This window comes from Shewanella sp. GutDb-MelDb, from assembly GCF_002836075.1.
In the GTDB taxonomy this organism is placed as follows: Bacteria; Pseudomonadota; Gammaproteobacteria; order Enterobacterales; family Shewanellaceae; genus Shewanella.
The window spans coordinates 37,286-54,507 of record NZ_PJBM01000222.1; the positions used below are offsets into that span (position 1 = coordinate 37,286).

Below are 17,222 nucleotides of genomic sequence, written 5' to 3' on the forward strand. Positions count from 1 at the left end.
TTTAATGGTGAGTCGTTATAATTCCGGCTATTTTACTAAGATACTAAATAAGTGCCGCTTTAATGCGTCAAAGTCTGCTGGTAAATGGGCTGACAAAATAGTTTTAGGTACCACATTCGCAAGTGCGGGCGGCAGCGGCAACTCAATGTCCAAAATCTGCTCAACCACTTCGTTAAATTTTGCGGGGTGGGCAGTCCCTAAGAAGATACCTTTTTCACCTGTCACCATCGTTTGCTTTAAAGCAAACGCCGCAATACCGGCATGTGGCTCAGAGAGATAACCCACTGCATGAAGCCCTTTAACTGAATCGGCGGTATCCGCCTCTGACACGCCAATACCTTTAATATCGGCTAATGACCAGTTCATCGCCTTAACAATGGCTTCAACTCGAGGCCAGTTGCTTGGTTCAGCAACATCCATCGCGTTCGACATAGTCGCAACGGTCAGCTGTGGGGACCATTCCCCCTTGTCGAGATAACGTGGCACGGTATCATTGCTATTGGTTGCAGCAATAAAGCGCTTAATCGGCAATCCCATCGCTTTAGCAAATAGACCTGCTGTCAGATTACCAAAGTTACCGCTTGGCACTGCGATAACAGGATCTGAGTTATTCGTTTTCTTAAACTGCGCGACGGCTTCAAAGTAGTAACAAATCTGCGCCAATAAGCGGCTGATGTTAATTGAGTTAGCAGAGTTTAGATGTAAGCCATCACGAATATCGCTGTCTTCAAATGATTGTTTCACTAAGGTTTGGCATGCATCAAAATCAGCACTGACAGCCACAGTGTGAATATTGTCACCTAGCGTCGTAAACATCTTTTCCTGCAGTACACTGATCTTACCTTTAGGATAGAGCACGACGACGTTGATATTATCCAGCCCGTAAAATGCATCCGCTACCGCAGCGCCAGTATCGCCAGAAGTCGCGGTTAAAATATTGATTTTTTCGTCTTTTGCCAACGCATTTAAGCACTGCGCCATAAAGCGTGCGCCAAAATCTTTAAAGGCCAACGTCGGACCATGGAATAACTCTAAGCTATACAAATCCTTGTCTGCTTGTACCAGCGGCAGCTCAAAATTAAAGGCTCGCTCAACTAAACGGTCAACGGTATCTTGGCCCAACTCTTCAGCTAGCCAAGCGCCGATGACCTTCTTACTGCGCTCCACAAACGGCAGTGCCAGTAAGCCATCAATATCATCTAATGTAGGAATATTTTTTGGAAAGAAAAGCCCACGGTCTTTTCCAAGTCCAAGTTTAACCGCTTGGGTAAAGCTTACCACCTGGGATGGGTGCTTCAGATTATATAATTCCATGATGACGTCCTTTGATTCTCAATGCTGTATTGATAGTTTTTATTACACGTTATTTACTTCACATTTGTTCTTTATAAATTAGGCTCGACGAGCCCCTAAATCATCAATTTGGCAAATATGTGAAAAGCCTAATGCTTGATCAATATAATTTTCATCTAACCACTGCTTAGCAACTCTTGCTGTTTCTATATCATCAGTAATAGTGAACAAGGTAGGCCCACTGCCAGATATCCCCGTTGTTAGCATACCTATCTCCGCAAGGGCAGACTTAGCTTGTTGGTAATGAGGGATCTCTGTTGCGCGATAAGGCTCAGCAAGCACATCTTTGAGTACCGAGATAGCCAATGCGTCGTCTTGCTTATAGCAAGCGTGCACAAAAGCACTGAGGTAACGGCCAAAATCAATTGTGGTTTGCTTTGAATACTGCTCTGGCATCAACTGGCGCATTCGTGCCGTCGATAACGAGATCCCAGGATAGGCTACCACCCAATACCACTGTTTAAACGTGGGTATCGGCTCACAAATAACCTGCGGCGTATCAAGCATTAATTGCATACCGCCAAGAAAGCATGGCGCGACATTATCGTAATGTACCGAACCACTAATTTTGCCTTCAAAATCTCCCATTAGCCGAAGCACTTCCTGCTCAGAAAAAGGATTATCAAAATATTCATTGAGTGCTACTAGCGCTGCCACAACGGAACTGGCACTAGAGCCTAAACCACTGCCAACGGGTAAGTTCTTCTCTAGCGTGAGCTTAAGCCCGACATCTTTGCCTAAATGCTCAAGGAAAAACGTTGCACACTGATAAACAATATTCTCGCTCTGATTAGCGGGTAGCTTGTTGGCCCAATGCCCTATTACGCTCAATGTTAGTCCCTGCTCAGCCGATTCAACCGTCACTCTATCGCCAAGTAAACTACCATCTATTGGGGCTAATGCCCCACCGAGCAAGTCAAAACCGACACCCACATTGCCCATTGAAGCGGGCGCATAAATGGTTACGCTCATATTCCAACCTCACGAGTCCAATTAAGGGTTCTTAAAATATCGGCGAACGCTCCTGCTGCAGTCACATCGGTTCCTGCGCCATACCCCCTAAGCACGAATGGTATTGGCTGATAGTAGCGACTATAAAATGCTAATGCGTTCTCTCCGCCTTTTACACTGTATAGCGGATCATTTGCATCCACCTCTGCAATCTTAACTTTACAGCCTTGGTCATCAATTTGCCCGACGTAACGCAGTACTTTGCCTTCAGCCTTAGCCGTTTCAACACGCTGTGCTATTGCTTTATCTGCTGAGGGCAAATTTGCCATAAACGCTTCTACGTCACCCGATGCATCAAATGACTCAGGCAACACTGACTCAACATTGATATCCGACAGCTCTAGCTCCATACCGACTTCTCGGGCCAAAATAAGCACTTTACGAGCAACATCCATACCGCTTAAGTCCTCACGAGGATCCGGCTCTGTGAAACACTTTTCTCTTGCAATACTGGTGGCTTGAGACAGAGTCATCCCCTCATCTAACATGCCAAAAATGTACGAAAGACTGCCAGATAATACACCGTTAAAACGCAGCAGTTTATCACCCGCGAATAACAACTTTTTAAGGTTATCAATAACAGGTAATCCCGCTCCAACAGTGGTTTCATACAAGAACTGACGACGCTGTTTTAGCGCTGTTTGACGCAATGCCTTGTAGTAATCCATATCACGAGTATTGGCCTTTTTATTTGGCGTTACCACGTGCAAGCCAGAATTCATCACTGCTAAATACTGATCAGACACAAATTCACTCGAAGTACAGTCAACGAGCACAGGGTTTAGTAACTGCTGCTCTTTAGCCCATACCAGCATCTCATCGATACTCGCGGCTTGATTTGACTCTGCTAACAGCTTTTGCCAGCTCGATAAATCGATACCTTGAGCATCGAGTAACATCTGCTTTGAATTCGCAATACCGCAAACCCTTACGGCGATATGCTGCTCTTTAAGCATTTGGCGTTGCTGTTTTATCTGTTCAAGTAGCCCCGCGCCAACATTGCCGCAGCCCACAAGGAAAACATCAAGATAGTGCTGAACATCAAAGAAAGATTGATGGCATGCCGAAATAGCATGTTTGGTTTTTCGCTGCTCAATAACGGCAGAGATTGAACGCTCTGAAGAGCCCTGGGCAATGGCGACAATATTAACGGTTGCTTGTGCAAGGGCTTGGAAAAACTTTGCCGCAACCCCTTTATGGGTGCGCATGCCATCACCAATCAGTGACACTATCGCCAACTGATGGCGCATCTCTATCGGCTCTAACAGGTCGCTTTTAAGTTCGAGCTCAAACTCTTGCTCTAGCGCATATTTGGCTTTAGCTGCGTCTTCGGTGGAGACACAGAAACTAATACTGTATTCAGACGAGCTTTGCGTAATCAGTGAAACGGAAACTCCCGAGCGTGATATCGCGCCTAATGTACGACTGGCCATGCCCACCATGCCTTTCATTCCAGGCCCCGAAACATCAAACATCGTTTGATCATCAAGGTTGGAGATCGCTTTAACATTCAGCCCTGTTTCATCAGGTGCGTTGGATACTAGCGTCCCGACAGCTTTAGGGTTGAGCGTATTACGGATATAACAAGGAATATGGTATTGCGCGATAGGAGCCACAGTCTTTGGGTGCAGCACCTTTGCACCAAAGTAAGAAACTTCCATAGCCTCTTGATAACTCATTTGAGGTAGCAGTTTAGCGTCAGCAACCACACGTGGGTCGGTATTATAAACGCCATCAACATCAGTCCAGATCTCGCAGCAACTCGCTTGTAAGCAAGCTGAGAGCACCGCCGCAGAATAGTCGGAGCCATTGCGCCCTAATGTAACAATTTTTCCTTCACTGTCTCCTGCGGTAAAACCAGGCATCACCCAAACATGAGCATCTGTTAAGTTTAATGCGTTAAAGCGTAACTTACTCGCTTCAATATCAACGGCTGACTCTAAACGTGGGCCATAACCCACCAACAATGATTCAGGGTCCAATATTGCCGATGGGTAATCAGCAGCTTTCATCACCTCAACCATCAATGCAGAAGACAATTTTTCGCCCCCCACTAACACCGCTGCTTCGACACTCTCAGGGCACTCATTAAGCAAACTCATTCCGGCCAGCTTATCGCCCCAAAACTTCATTTGCTGCAGCAAACGTTCACTGAGTCTTTTATTTTGTTCATCTGTTAGTGTGCTAGCAGCGTCACCGTACAAAGCATTAAACACTTGCTCTACTTTGGCTAACACGGCTTTATAGTCACCGCCATTAACAGCAACCTCAACCATTTCAATTAAGCCATTGGTGACCGTTGCGGGTGCGGACAGCACAACAGCTGTACTTTCTGTCTTTGCCGACTGGATAACAATATCTGCCGCTGCTCTAAATCGCTGCCAATTTGCAAGCGAGGTACCACCAAATTTCATTACTTTCATCGAAAACTCCTTGTACCGCGCCACTAAAGAAACAAAAAAGCCCGCTCCTTTGTGGGGAGCGGGCTTGATATTTAACTTATATCAGATTGTGCTTAGCCCGCCCCCACGATGGTAATCGTGGTGGTTGTAATAATCGTGGTGATCATTAAAACGTGGCTAAACATATAAATTAGGTTTCATCCAATTGGATTAATTTGTGTGCTAACAGAATTGCTTTTTAACCAAGATGTGTCAACCCCTAAATTGGGTTTATTGTCATTAATAACCATCATCTTAAATAATCAGCCAAAAAGCGGTATAAATCATGGTTTAGGAGAAGACCTCTCTGTAAATGCGACTACCACCAAAGGTTACTCTTACGTAAACATATATAGAATTAACAACTAACCAATTGTTAATAAACAATTAATTGTTAAGCCCCATCTCTTACTATGATGATAAAGTGACAAACAATAGATTGGCTAGCCAGTATACCCCAACGGCTAACTTTACAATTTACACCTGAGTTTAGGCTTTTAAACTTGGCTATAACGACAAACCAAATAAAAAAGCACTGCTTATGATGTTTAGCTATAAGCAAAACCAAGTCAGCTTTGTTGAATTTATCTCAGCTCAAATAAAGATGTGGTGTAGGTAACATAAGTGAATCCAACCTGTCGCAAATTGACAAAAAGCAAGCTAGAATGCGCGCAAATTACCGATTGGAGCCAATATGAAAATCACCGAAAAATGTGCTGTAAGCATCCATTACCGATTATCAGATGCAAAAGGTCAGCTTGTTGAAAGCTCTTTTGAAGGCAAGCCGATGCTGTATTTGCACGGCGCAGAAAATATGATCCCAGGCCTTGAAGCAGCTCTTGAAGGTAAAGAGCAAGGTAACGTTCTTGACGTCACCGTTGATGCTGAGCAAGCTTATGGCGCATATCATGATGGCTTGTGCCAAGAAGTGCCAATAGCATCTTTTGGCGATATCGAAGATATCGTTCCTGGTATGCGATTTATTGCTGAAACTGAAATGGGACAACGTCCTGTTCAAGTGACTGAAGTGAAAGATGACGTTGTTATTGTTGACGGTAATCACCCACTAGCCGGTCAAACACTGAGCTTTAATGTTGAAGTGCTTGAAGTTCGTGCAGCAACCGAAGAAGAGATTGCCCACGGTCATATCCATGCAGGCGGAAGCTGTGGCGGTGGCGAACATTCACATGAAGGTGGATGCTGTGGTGGTGGCGATCATGAGCACAGTCATGAAGGCGGATGCTGCAGTGACGATGAAACGAAAGAAGTAAAAGAAGGTTGCGATGGCAACGGTGGCTGTGGTTGTAAGCACTAAGCTCATCTAACTCTTTTGACTGAAATAAAGCGCGTTTCATTTACTAAAATGAAACGCGTTTTTTTATGCGCTAAATCAGCCTATCGATATATGGCGTTTAAAAATATGATATGAAAGGCTTCCGAGCCTGCTATCGATATCAACATGTCCCATCATTGTGCTTCATTAACGTATATACCAACAAAACACAAAAGTCGTTCCCGTATTCAGGATAATCCTTTGCAGCCGGGGCGATTGTGAGTGGATAGGTTATGGTAAACGCAAGATACATGAATCCTACGGCATATAGACGCTATAACGTTAGCAACTTTACCTGCTCTCTTTGCTCTACTGACATATGCTTTAGATAATTTGAGCAGCGCGTTATTGTCGCGATACTAATTTGATACTCTTGTGCAATTTGTCGTTGGCTCATCTCTTTACGTAATAAAGTTTGAAAAACCTTTAATCGGCCTGCCACTGCACTGCGTTCCTCCTCCGTTAGCAGTAATTCAAATAACGTCACTAAAGCGCTATGATCGTTTTGAGCCATCACTTTATCTAAAACTAAATCCCACTCTGCTCGCATTTCAGCCTCAATGGTGTACTAGTGCATCATTACAGTCAGTCTATCAGGAAACCATTTCCAGTCACGTACTTTAGATACGAGCAAACAGCACTGTTAAATCAATTGATTTGTAACTAAGCGTAATTTTGGCCAAAAACGAATGGAGTCCACTAGCCAAAAGTAGGTACAATAGCGTGAATCTAGTCGCATAACATAATAAAAACGTGAGAATAACCATGAAAAAATCATTAAAGATGAGTCTAATCGCACTAGCTGCGACTGCTACTATCGCAACCAGCGTGCAAGCTAATAATTTTGAAGACGCTGACGATGCTATTCACTATCGTCAATCTGCTTTTGGGATGATTGCCTATAACTTTGGTGACATGGGCGCAATGCTAAAGGGCAAGAAAGATTACGATGCTAGCGTATTCGCGACGCGAGCAACCAATGTTGCTGCACTCTCTATGCTACCTCTTGAAGGTTTCATTGCTGGTTCAGACAAAGGTGATACTGAAGCCCTAGCAAAAGTCTGGAGCGACAAAGCAGATTTTGATGCCAAGATGAAGACTTTCCAAGAAAATGCAGCAGTGCTCGCTTTAGTCGCACAGAAAGGCGATAAGCAGGAGATAAAGAAAGCCTTTATGAATACAGGGAAAAGCTGTAAAGGTTGTCATGACGTTTACAAAAAAGATTAGTTAATAATGAGCCAGCGCTAATAGCCGCTGGCTCTTTTATTCTACATCAAGCTTTCGTCCATCAGTGACGTTTACAGCATCTGGATAATTGGTAGCATCAAATAGTTAACCACTAGCGCGCCAATGACTATTACGATAGCAAATGCCTTGAGCACAGAAGCAAACGCTAATGTCTGCTCTTGCTCTCCTGGTAAACGCTTATAGCCACTAAACATCGCTGCAAGGATCTTGTCACCTTTCAACATATGCACCCCAACAGCCAACACATGAATAGCAGCCAAGACTAATATCAAATCAAAATTCTTCTTATGTAACCACGTCAGCCATAAACTAGTATCACCACTCACAGTTGAGTACAAAGGACCCTCTGTAAATATTTCATCCGTCGCAAACAATCCAGTGAATAACTGAAGACACATTAGAGATATTAGCGCCACAACCATATAGCCTCCGATGGGGTTATGCCCTATTGAAGCTGATATGCCATGCTGCTTAGTTTTCTTCAAATAGCTAAAGACTGTTTTAGGAGAGTGTACAAAATGGCTAAACTTAGCGGTATCACTACCGATAAATCCCCAGAGTAATCGCATTCCAAGCAAGATCATTAAGCAGTAAGCCAGAAGTTGATGCCACTCCATTTCTCCCGATTCCGCCGTCCACCATAAACCGCCAAGCAAACACAACATTCCCCAATGAAAGAGTCGTGTTGGAATGTCCCATATTTTTACTTTGACAATGTTTTGCGCCATGAATGATAACTCTCACTAATTAATTGGTCTTTTGTGAGCATTATATATTGGGAATGTGGATAGAGCTATGGGGTTATTAACGCTAAGATTTTTACAAAAGGGCCTATTCAGTCGCCCCTTATCCATTCAAATATGAACTTGTTTTTTGGTATTTTCAAGGAAATATTAGCAGTTATTGACTATATTTATCTAAGTGATCAAATAAAAAGCGAACAGATTCAGAGACCCTACAAAACGTGATTCAGATCACAACTTTCATTAGCCAGATTGTTAGTCTGAATTCAAGGAAACAACAAAAGGTTCGAAATATGATAAAGATTACTAGCAAGCACTTTGAAGTTACTGAATCTATCCGCGAACGTATTGAGGCAAGACTAGAGAAATTAGCACGACATGATGTGCAGCTTATTAATCCACACGTCATCATAATACAGGAGAAACAAGGTTTTAAGATTGAAGCTACCGTCGGCATTCCAAATGCCAAGTTATTTGCCCAGGCGAAACATGAAGACCTATACGCAGCAATCACTGCAATGGGACAAAAGCTGGAGAAACAGCTCAATCGCCTAACACATAAACCAGAAAGCCAACGTCACGCCACACTTAAAAGAGAAGATGATGCGATCGATGACGGCTTTGACTACAGCCATGAGGAGGAATACGCAGCTTGATATTATTATTAATTTTTGTCCAAAAGCGCACCTCGAGTGCGCTTTTTATTACAAAATTTTCAAATTGACTAAGTTTTGATTGACAGAAAACCGACTCCGCTTTAGTTTAATTCTATGAAAAAAATCCAGACTGCCTTTTTTACTTTCTTTTTTATGCCCCCCACCCTCGGAGGCGGAATTTCGGTGTAAAAACGAAAGTAAAAATTCCAAAGCCTCCCACATGGGAGGCTTTTTTAATTCTAAGCGCGCTAAATAAGATGTAGAGGCCCAAATGAGCAAACCACAACCTTTAAACCACACTCGAGAGCAAATCACGACTCTCGACAATGACCTTTTGGCTTTATTGGCAAAACGCCGAGAGTTAAGTTTAGATGTTGCTCGCAGTAAAGAAGTGGATGTAAGGCCTATACGTGATACCACCCGTGAAAAAGAACTGCTCGCACGCCTCGTTAAACAAGGCAGAGAACAGGGGTTAGATGCACACTATGTGATTTCGTTATATCAAAGCATTATTGAAGACTCTGTACTTAACCAACAAGCCTACCTCCATGGCCGTGCGAACCCTGAAACACAGCAACAGCAGTATTGTGTCGCCTACCTTGGCGCCCGGGGCTCTTATTCATACCTAGCCGCCAGCCGTTATTGCGACAGACGCCAGGTCGAAATGCAAGACTTGGGTTGCCAAAGCTTTGATGAGATTGTTCAAGCTGTTGAATCAGGCCATGCTGATTATGGTTTCTTACCGATTGAAAACACCTCATCAGGCTCAATCAACGAAGTTTATGATGTACTGCAACATACAAGCCTCGCGATTGTCGGTGAAACCACAATCGAAGTGGGTCACTGTTTATTGGCTAATAGCGGCAGTAATATCAATGATATTAAAACGGTTTATGCTCACCCACAACCGATCAGCCAGTGCAGTCGATATCTAAGCCAACATGGTGACTTCAAGTTAGAGTATTGCTCAAGCAGTGCCGAAGCGATGCAGATGGTGTGCAACGCAGAGAGTAATAGTGTTGCGGCGATTGGCAGCAGTGAAGGCGGCGCGTTATACCAACTCGAAGCTATCGATACCGGTTTAGCCAATCAAAAAATTAACCAAAGCCGTTTTATTGTGGTCGCACGAAAAGCAGTTGATGTGCCCGAACAGCTACCCGCAAAATGCACACTCATTATGGCCACAGGGCAAAAGCCTGGTGCCTTGGTTGAAGCGCTACTCGTTTTAAAAGCCAGAAATCTGAATATGAGTAAGCTTGAATCTCGCCCTATCCCAGGTACTCCTTGGGAGGAGATGTTCTACCTTGATATCGACGCCAATCTTTCTAGTGAACCTATGCAAGCTGCATTGAAAGAGTTAGAAAGAACCACAAGATTTATCAAAGTGCTAGGTTGCTATCCATGCGAAACGGTCAATCCAACGCAGTTAAGCAATAGCCAGTTGATGATTGAACCAATCACCTCTAAATCAATCACGACACCAAGCTCTGCAAGCAGTAAACAGAAGCGTTACAGTAAAGCTTATAAAACAACGGCGACCGAAATAATCTGCGGTCAACTTAGCATCGGCAATGATCAGTCCGGTGCGATTGCTCAACTGCAATTGCCGTTTGAAATCAGCCAATTTGAGCAGCGTGCTAAAGCACTCAAAGAATCTGGCTTTCAAGCCGTTGTGATCCAGGGATTGAGCCAGCAAAGTGATTTACTAACCTCACTCAACAAGTTCAAACATACATTGGATCAGTTTGGGCTGGTGTGTATCTTAATGGTTGAACATGAAACTGACTTAGCCATTGCTGCACAGCTGGGTGATGTGATTATGTTGTCAGGTACACAAATGTACAACCAAGCCATATTAACTCAACTGGGTTCACTGTTACTGCCTGTGATATTGGAGCGTAACACCATGGCAAGTGTCGATGACTTCCTTAATGCTGCAGAAGTGGTATTAAGTCAAGGGAATCAGCAGCTGGTATTGTGTGAGTCGGGTGTCAGCACACTAAACAATTCAGGTAAGCCGTCTCTCGATTTAGCCGCCTTGGTTGAGCTAAAAAATGCCAGTCATTTACCAGTGTTAGTCAACCCTTGCTATGCAGTTGATACGCTACAATTACCCAGTTTTACCAAAGCCATTAAGCAATTGGGTGGTGATGGTATCGTCGTTAATATTGCCAATATAGAACAAGTTGGTACGAGTAAAGAGCAACAAACATTGCTTAATGACCTCCTTAACAACTTATATCGATAATCTATAGCGATTAGCCTAATAGAGCGGCCGCCAGCAACAATTGGCGGTCGTTATCAAACTCTATATTAAACGCTATTTTAATTAATCAGCCCCCTTCTCAGCCTCTTCAGCATTACACTTATCAATTAAGCTCGGGATTGTCGTTCCCTGTACCAAGATAGAAAAAACCACTACCGCGTAAGTCATTACCATTAATAAGTCTCGTAAATCGATAGCGTTTCCATCGGCTAACATTATCCCTGTCGGTAAGCTCATCGCCATCGCTAAGGCTAGACCGCCCCGCAGCCCTCCCCAAATAAGAACTCGCTCCGCATAAGAGTTGTAGCGCTTAAAATGACGAAAGCCAAAATAGGGTAAGTAGATACTGACTGCACGCCCTAATAATACGATAGGTACTGAGAGCAACATAAACCACCAAAGTTCGGCGTCAAAATTGATCAGCAGCAATAACAGACCCAACAGTAAGAATAATAGCGAGTTGAAGAAAGATTCAATCAGCCCCCAAAAGCTCCCTAACGTTGCACATTCGGACTCTTTTAGTAATTTAGGTATGCTGATATTGCCCGCGATGATCCCAGCCGTTACCATCGCTAGAGGCCCTGAGACACCAATCATATCCGCAACCACATACCCTGCAGTAGGGATCAGCAGTGTCATCAATAAATACTGCGTGCGATCTTCCGCAAAGCTCAACATTAAATGTAATCCGCCCGCCAGCAAAGTCCCATACAGTACCCCACCAACCGCTTCCTGCAAAAACAGTCCTGTAATACCCGCCATCGTTAAGGGTTCAGTAGAAAAGGCAACTTGTGAAATAGCAACAAAGATAACCAAACCGATACCATCATTAAATAATGACTCACCTTCAACTTGGGTAGCAATATCTTCTGGAGCGCCGAGTTGCTTAATAATGGCTAATACCGCGATTGGATCTGTTGGAGAAATAAGCGCGCCAAATAATAAGCAATAACTCAATGCAAGGGGTAAACCTAATAAGCCTGCGACTATGTACAGCACGCCGCCAATGACCACTGTCGATATTAAGGTACCAATAAATGCCAGAATGAATATTTCCCATTTCTGCTGTTTGAGCACATTCAATTTAATTTGTAAGGCGCCTGCAAAAAGTAAAAAACCTAACATTCCGTTTAACAGTAATGCTTTAAAGTCCAACTGTTCAAGATCTGTCACTAAACTCGAATAAACAGAGACTCCAAAAATCTTACCTGCGGCCAATATTAGGAGGCTAAGAAGCAGCGCAAGTGCTGTAATAGTGATGGTATCTTGCCAGCGGTGTAAGCGTGAAGAGATCAGCGATACCACTAATGACAATGCAGATAAAAGGCAAAGGATTTCGTAACTAGTCACGGCAGTACTCGTCAATGTAAGCGGAAAAATGGTTCAAGAGGGGACTAAATACAACGACCTTCGATTAAACTTAGCCAGCCTTTAAAAATACGACCACTAAACCAAACCGCACCAGCGACATAAAGTGTGGCACTTAACCAAGGTTGATTGCTTAAGTAGCCGACTAACATAAACAGCAGCATGCAGATAATCGACCAACGTTGCCATCTAAGATGTGACACAAGGACTGAACTTAGGGTGTTTTGACGCTGATTTAAGTTAATAAACAAACTCAATGCAGCTGGGAGTAACAGAATAGGAAAGCAGGCCATAAGCCCATACAGCATATGAGCAAGGCTTTTATCTTCTAGAGGTAAAGCTTCAGAATGCGTTGTTGATGTCATAGCCACTCCGCCAAGAAAGAAAAGACAGGCGCAAATTCCATCACGTCCTGTCATTAACCTTACTTTCTCATGGTGAGTTACGCAACTTTCACGCTGATTTATTTCAAATTTATTAACAAAAAATATAGCCTCTAAAGCTACAGCTCTAATGTCACATTTGACTTCAACTTCGTTGAACAAGCCAGAACATAACCTTGTGCTATTTCATCTGACGTCAATGACATTTGGCTAGAAGATTCAGTTTCACCTTCTACGACCTTACATTTACAAGCACCGCAAACACCAGAGCGACAAGCCGCAATGATAGGCAGTCCCTCAGCTTCAACGCCATCAAGTATTGTTTGTCCGCTGGTAAGTGAGCGTGTTCTATCGCCAACTCGCAGCATAAAGCCACTCGCATCGTCGCTCGAGGTGCTCTCTTTTGCTGCTGCTAGCTCGCCTAAGTCGCCTTTGAATGAACCAAAACTTTCTTGATGAAATTGCGCCATATTAAAATTAAGTGATTCAAGCAAGGCTTTTACCGCCGCCATGTATTGCTCTGGTCCACAAACAAACACGGTTCTAGATTGAAAATCTGGCACTAAGCGTTGCAAGTTATCGGCTGATAATCGGCCGGCCAGCGCGTCAACATGGGCACAAGGCTCAGCGTCAACATTTTCTAAAATATAGTTGAGCTTAAATTGACGACTGCGCTCGGCAATCTGCTCAAGTGAATCTTTAAAAATAAGGTCTTGAGTTGATTTTGCGCTGTGTAAAAAACAAACATCAGGGCTAATTTGAGTATCGGCTAACCATCGAGACATCGAGTACATCGGCGTAATGCCGCAGCCTGCGCTTAAAAACAGGTAGTTTTCAGCTTCGATATCAATAAGATTAAATGCGCCATCAGGCCCAAGTGCACGCACAACATGGCCAATGTCTAAATTATTAGCCAAGTAATTGGACACTTTGCCGCCATCGATCTGCTTGATCGTCAGCACCACAGAAAATGGACGTGAAGGTGATGAGCTTATCGTATAGCTACGACCAATTTTCTCGCCATCAATCTCTAATAATAATGTTAAAAATTGTCCTGGTTTAAAGTGGAACTTTACCGGCTTGATACCTTGAAAGCGAAAACTAACGACATCGTGAGTCTCGTTCCACTTTTCAACACACACTAACTGATGCTCGCCTGCTTGCCACTGCTTAGCTTCAAACTGCTCTGTCGCCGGCACATTTATATTATTAGCCATATCACTCTAACCTAGATGTTAAAAATATTTCTGACATAAAAATGGCCACATATGAGTGGCCATTATTACTTACTCATCACCAACTAAACAGGCGTTTAAGCTACGTTTAGAATGCGATTAAGATCCGCTTCAACTGTTGTCGTTGTACGCAGTCCAAACTTCTCTTCTAATACATTAGCCAAGTTTGCGGTTAGGAACGCTGGCGCTGTAGGGCCAGTCAAAATGTCCTTTACACCCAGTGAGAGTAGAGTAAGCAGCACTACAATCGCTTTTTGCTCAAACCAAGACAGTACTAGCGTCAATGGCAATTCATTGATATCGCATTCAAATGCTTCAGACAACGCAATCGCAAGTTGGATAGCCGAGTAAGCATCGTTACACTGGCCAACGTCCAATAGACGTGGGATACCGTTGATGTCACCAAACTCAAGTTTGTTGAACTTATACTTACCACAACCTAGCGTCAGGATGACTGAATCAGCCGGCGCTTGAGTCGCGATATCAGTAAAGTATCCACGCTCTTCTTTGTCGCCGTCACAACCGCCGACTAAGAAGAAATGCTTAATAGCACCACTCTTAACATTCTCAATCACTGTAGGCGCTGCAGCCATAAGTGCGTTACGAGCGAAACCTATAGTGATTAGATGGGGGATCTCATCATAGGCGAAGCCTTCTAAAGACTCAGCTTTAGCAATAACAGCACTAAAATCGTCACCAACAATATGACTAACACCAGGCCAACCCACAATGCTACGGGTGAAGATTCGGTCTGAATAATCGCCCACATTAGGATCGATTATGCAGTTAGACGTCATTACGACAGCACCAGGGAAGTTTGAAAATTCTTTTTGCTGGTTCTGCCATGCACTGCCGTAGTTACCGACAAGGTGTGGGAATTTCTTAAGTTCTGGGTAAGCAAGTGCAGGCAACATTTCACCGTGTGTGAATACGTTAATGCCTTTACCTTCAGTTTGTTGCAAGATAAGCTCTAGATCTTTCATGTCATGACCCGACACTAAGATAGCCTTACCTTTTATAGATTTGGTGTTCACTTGAGTTGGCTCTGGATGACCAAATGAGTGAGTTTCGCCTTCATCTAACATCGCCATTACGCGATAGTTAAGTTGACCAATCTGCATTGCAGTGTCAAACAGCTTGTCACCATCAACAGAATCTTCACCTAGGAATGCCATAATCTCGTGGAACTCACCAGCAACTTCATCGTTGGTTTGGTCAAGTACTCGAGCATGCTCCATATATGCAGCAGCGCCTTTAAGGCCATATAAACAAAGTAAACGTAGTCCCATGATGTCTTCATGAACTTCGTCTTTTCCACGGTTAGGCGCAGCTTGTGAAGCTTGAGATAGCATCTCTGGCTTAGTAGCACCTAATACTAGCTGCATCGTTGCCGTTGGCGCTTTAGCTTCAATATTCAGTTCAGCACATTTAGTTTCATAAGCTGTTTGTAAACGGCTACGGAAAGCGTTTGCTTGCGTGGTGTATCCAATAATACGGTCATCATCGAAGTTAACGTTAGTTAGCGTTGCAAAAAACGCCTTAGGTACAAACGTATCGATTTCGTGATCGATAACACCGACTTCACGAGCACGTACAGCATATGCTGACACGCCTTGAAGAATGTAGATTAGAAGATCTTGTAGATCAGATGTATCTGACGACTTGCCACACATACCTTGAGTGTAACTACAGCCATTGCCCGCAGGCGTTCTAATTGTTTGCTCACATTGAATACAAAACACGACGTTTACTCCTAATACCTAATACATGCATTTAGATTGCATCTTTTGAAATTAGTGTACGCCGATTAAGAAATTGCAAAAGTACTTTCTATGGTTAATGGTTAAAACTATGAATGAGATCACCTTAAGCTGTCGCTAATTTTAACTAATTGGTCAAAATGTGCAGGATATTGATACGGGCTAAAAATCGCACTGATAATGCTATTTATTCTCATTGGCTTTTGGGGTGGTTTTGACCATAAAAAAGGAGCCTAAGCTCCTTTAATATTGATATGACATCCGCTCAAATCACACTAATCGGTTTTCATATCATTGACCGATTGCAACATCGCTCTACTTTCTCTTTGGAACTGTGGTGCAAAATCACCAAACCACTGCGCCACTTGTTCGAACTGTTTAACAAACGCTTCTCGGTTACCTGACTTTAATACCGACAAGGCTTGAGAGTAGTTTTCGAGGTAATCGCTAATCGCCACCAAACTGTCCTCTTGAGCAAAAATAATATCTGCATATAATTCAGGACTCTGGGCAAATAAACGCCCTACCATAGCCAGCTCTAGACGGTATATTGGTGAGCTAAACTGCAGCAGAGATTCAATATCAGCCTCCTCTTTATAGAGGTTAAGCCCGTAAACAAAAGAGGAGAAGTGTCGCATTGCCTGCACGAGTTGCATCGCTTTATCATGCTTCTCTGGTTCGGCTTCAACGATACGCGCACCCCAGATCTCAATCTGCTCGATCAACCATTGGTATTGAGATTGGTCACGGCCATGACACACCACGACCACCTGCTTTGCTAAACTGCCCACATCAGGCCCAAACATCGGGTGCAAGCCTAAAACAGGGCCTGAGTGCGCTGCTAACATGGCTTCAACAGGTGCGGTTTTAATCGAGGTTAAGTCAGCAAGAATACAGTGGCTTGGTAATTGCGTTAGTTTGCTGGCAATCAACTCACAAGTGATGTTAATCGGCACAGTCACAATAACCAGCCCTGCTCCGTCAAAAATCGTCTGACTATTAACCCAATCATCTTTATCTAAAGATTTAACTTCATATCCTGACAGGGTCAGCATTTGCGAAAATAAGCCGCCCAGCTTGCCTTCACCGCCAACAATCACCACATGGCCGAGATCAGGATTAACCTGCTTAAATCCAACGTCCTTCTCGTTAAGATAAGACTCGCGCATTAGACGCCTTAAAATATCTTCAATTAACTGTGGCTCTACATTTATCGCTTTTGCTTCGCCGCGACGCTTTGCCAGCATTGACGCTTCACGTTGAGGAGCATAAATCGGGAGGCCAGCACCGTGCTTAACAGCACCCACTTGTGCCACTAGATCTAACCGTTTTCTCAGCAGGTGGAGTAATTGTTGGTCAACGCCATCAATTAAGTCTCGCAGGTTTTCAAGCTCTGCAGTGGTCTTCTCGTTCATCACTCTCTCT

At 43.6% G+C, this 17,222-nt stretch carries 14 protein-coding genes and 1 other annotated feature; of the genes, 4 read left to right on the plus strand and 10 right to left on the minus strand.

Translation table 11 applies throughout. The annotated features are described in order from the left end of the window. Nucleotides 1-27: 27 nt before the first annotated feature. The 3 genes from thrC to thrA all read right to left on the minus strand — a co-directional run bounded on the left by thrC (nt 28) and on the right by thrA (nt 4,787). Complete coding sequence (thrC, locus tag CXF82_RS10845; RefSeq protein ID WP_101090454.1) at nt 28-1,314, minus strand: threonine synthase; 1,287 nt, start codon at nt 1,312-1,314, stop codon at nt 28-30. Nucleotides 1,315-1,392: 78 nt separating this feature from the next. Continuing rightward, complete coding sequence (gene thrB / locus CXF82_RS10850; RefSeq protein WP_102044191.1) at nt 1,393-2,325, minus strand: homoserine kinase; 933 nt, start codon at nt 2,323-2,325, stop codon at nt 1,393-1,395. Then, a complete protein-coding gene (thrA, locus tag CXF82_RS10855; RefSeq protein WP_102044192.1) occupies nt 2,322-4,787 on the minus strand; it encodes a bifunctional aspartate kinase/homoserine dehydrogenase I in 2,466 nt (821 codons plus the stop codon). Before thrA ends, thrB begins: the two co-directional genes overlap by 4 nt. 712 nt (nt 4,788-5,499) lie before the next feature. On the opposite strand from thrA, the gene slyD reads away from it, so the two are divergent. Further along, the gene (gene slyD, locus CXF82_RS10865) at nt 5,500-6,120 is read left to right on the plus strand and encodes a peptidylprolyl isomerase (RefSeq protein ID WP_101090458.1); all 621 of its coding nucleotides are present in this window, start codon (nt 5,500-5,502) and stop codon (nt 6,118-6,120) included. Between the two features lie 292 nt (nt 6,121-6,412). On the opposite strand, the gene trpR is transcribed toward slyD, so the two are convergent. Beyond that, nucleotides 6,413-6,688, minus strand: a complete 276-nt coding sequence (gene trpR / locus CXF82_RS10870; RefSeq protein WP_101090459.1) for a trp operon repressor — start codon at nt 6,686-6,688, stop codon at nt 6,413-6,415. A 233-nt stretch (nt 6,689-6,921) separates the two neighbouring features. Here trpR and CXF82_RS10875 point away from each other — a divergent pair, with 233 nt between their 5' ends. Further along, nucleotides 6,922-7,365, plus strand: a complete 444-nt coding sequence (locus CXF82_RS10875) for a c-type cytochrome (protein ID WP_101090544.1) — start codon at nt 6,922-6,924, stop codon at nt 7,363-7,365. A gap of 71 nt (nt 7,366-7,436) precedes the next feature. On the opposite strand, the gene CXF82_RS10880 is transcribed toward CXF82_RS10875, so the two are convergent. Next, nucleotides 7,437-8,114, minus strand: a complete 678-nt coding sequence (locus tag CXF82_RS10880) for a cytochrome b/b6 domain-containing protein (RefSeq protein ID WP_102044193.1) — start codon at nt 8,112-8,114, stop codon at nt 7,437-7,439. Between the two features lie 308 nt (nt 8,115-8,422). On the opposite strand from CXF82_RS10880, the gene hpf reads away from it, so the two are divergent. Continuing rightward, the gene (gene hpf, locus CXF82_RS10885; protein WP_101090461.1) at nt 8,423-8,785 is read left to right on the plus strand and encodes a ribosome hibernation-promoting factor, HPF/YfiA family; all 363 of its coding nucleotides are present in this window, start codon (nt 8,423-8,425) and stop codon (nt 8,783-8,785) included. A gap of 117 nt (nt 8,786-8,902) precedes the next feature. Beyond that, nucleotides 8,903-9,023, plus strand: a sequence feature (Phe leader region). A 33-nt stretch (nt 9,024-9,056) separates the two neighbouring features. Further along, entirely contained in the window at nt 9,057-11,033 is a 1,977-nt protein-coding gene (pheA, locus tag CXF82_RS10895) for a prephenate dehydratase (RefSeq protein WP_101090462.1), read from the plus strand. 81 nt (nt 11,034-11,114) lie between these two features. On the opposite strand, the gene CXF82_RS10900 is transcribed toward pheA, so the two are convergent. From CXF82_RS10900 to tyrA, 5 genes are all read right to left on the minus strand, one after another. After that, nucleotides 11,115-12,401 carry a cation:proton antiporter gene (locus tag CXF82_RS10900; protein ID WP_101090463.1) on the minus strand — a complete coding sequence of 429 codons (1,287 nt, stop codon included), beginning with the start codon at nt 12,399-12,401 and terminating at the stop codon, nt 11,115-11,117. Nucleotides 12,402-12,445: 44 nt separating this feature from the next. Then, nucleotides 12,446-12,784 carry a hypothetical protein gene (locus CXF82_RS10905; RefSeq protein WP_101090464.1) on the minus strand — a complete coding sequence of 113 codons (339 nt, stop codon included), beginning with the start codon at nt 12,782-12,784 and terminating at the stop codon, nt 12,446-12,448. A gap of 137 nt (nt 12,785-12,921) precedes the next feature. Then, nucleotides 12,922-14,019: an FAD-binding oxidoreductase gene (locus CXF82_RS10910; protein WP_101090465.1), complete on the minus strand. Its 1,098-nt coding sequence runs from the start codon at nt 14,017-14,019 to the stop codon at nt 12,922-12,924. Nucleotides 14,020-14,114: 95 nt separating this feature from the next. After that, nucleotides 14,115-15,779: a hydroxylamine reductase gene (hcp, locus tag CXF82_RS10915; RefSeq protein WP_101090466.1), complete on the minus strand. Its 1,665-nt coding sequence runs from the start codon at nt 15,777-15,779 to the stop codon at nt 14,115-14,117. Nucleotides 15,780-16,072: 293 nt separating this feature from the next. Then, on the minus strand, nt 16,073-17,212 hold the full coding sequence (tyrA, locus tag CXF82_RS10920; RefSeq protein WP_101090467.1) for a bifunctional chorismate mutase/prephenate dehydrogenase: 1,140 nt from the start codon (nt 17,210-17,212) through the stop codon (nt 16,073-16,075). Nucleotides 17,213-17,222: the final 10 nt, after the last annotated feature.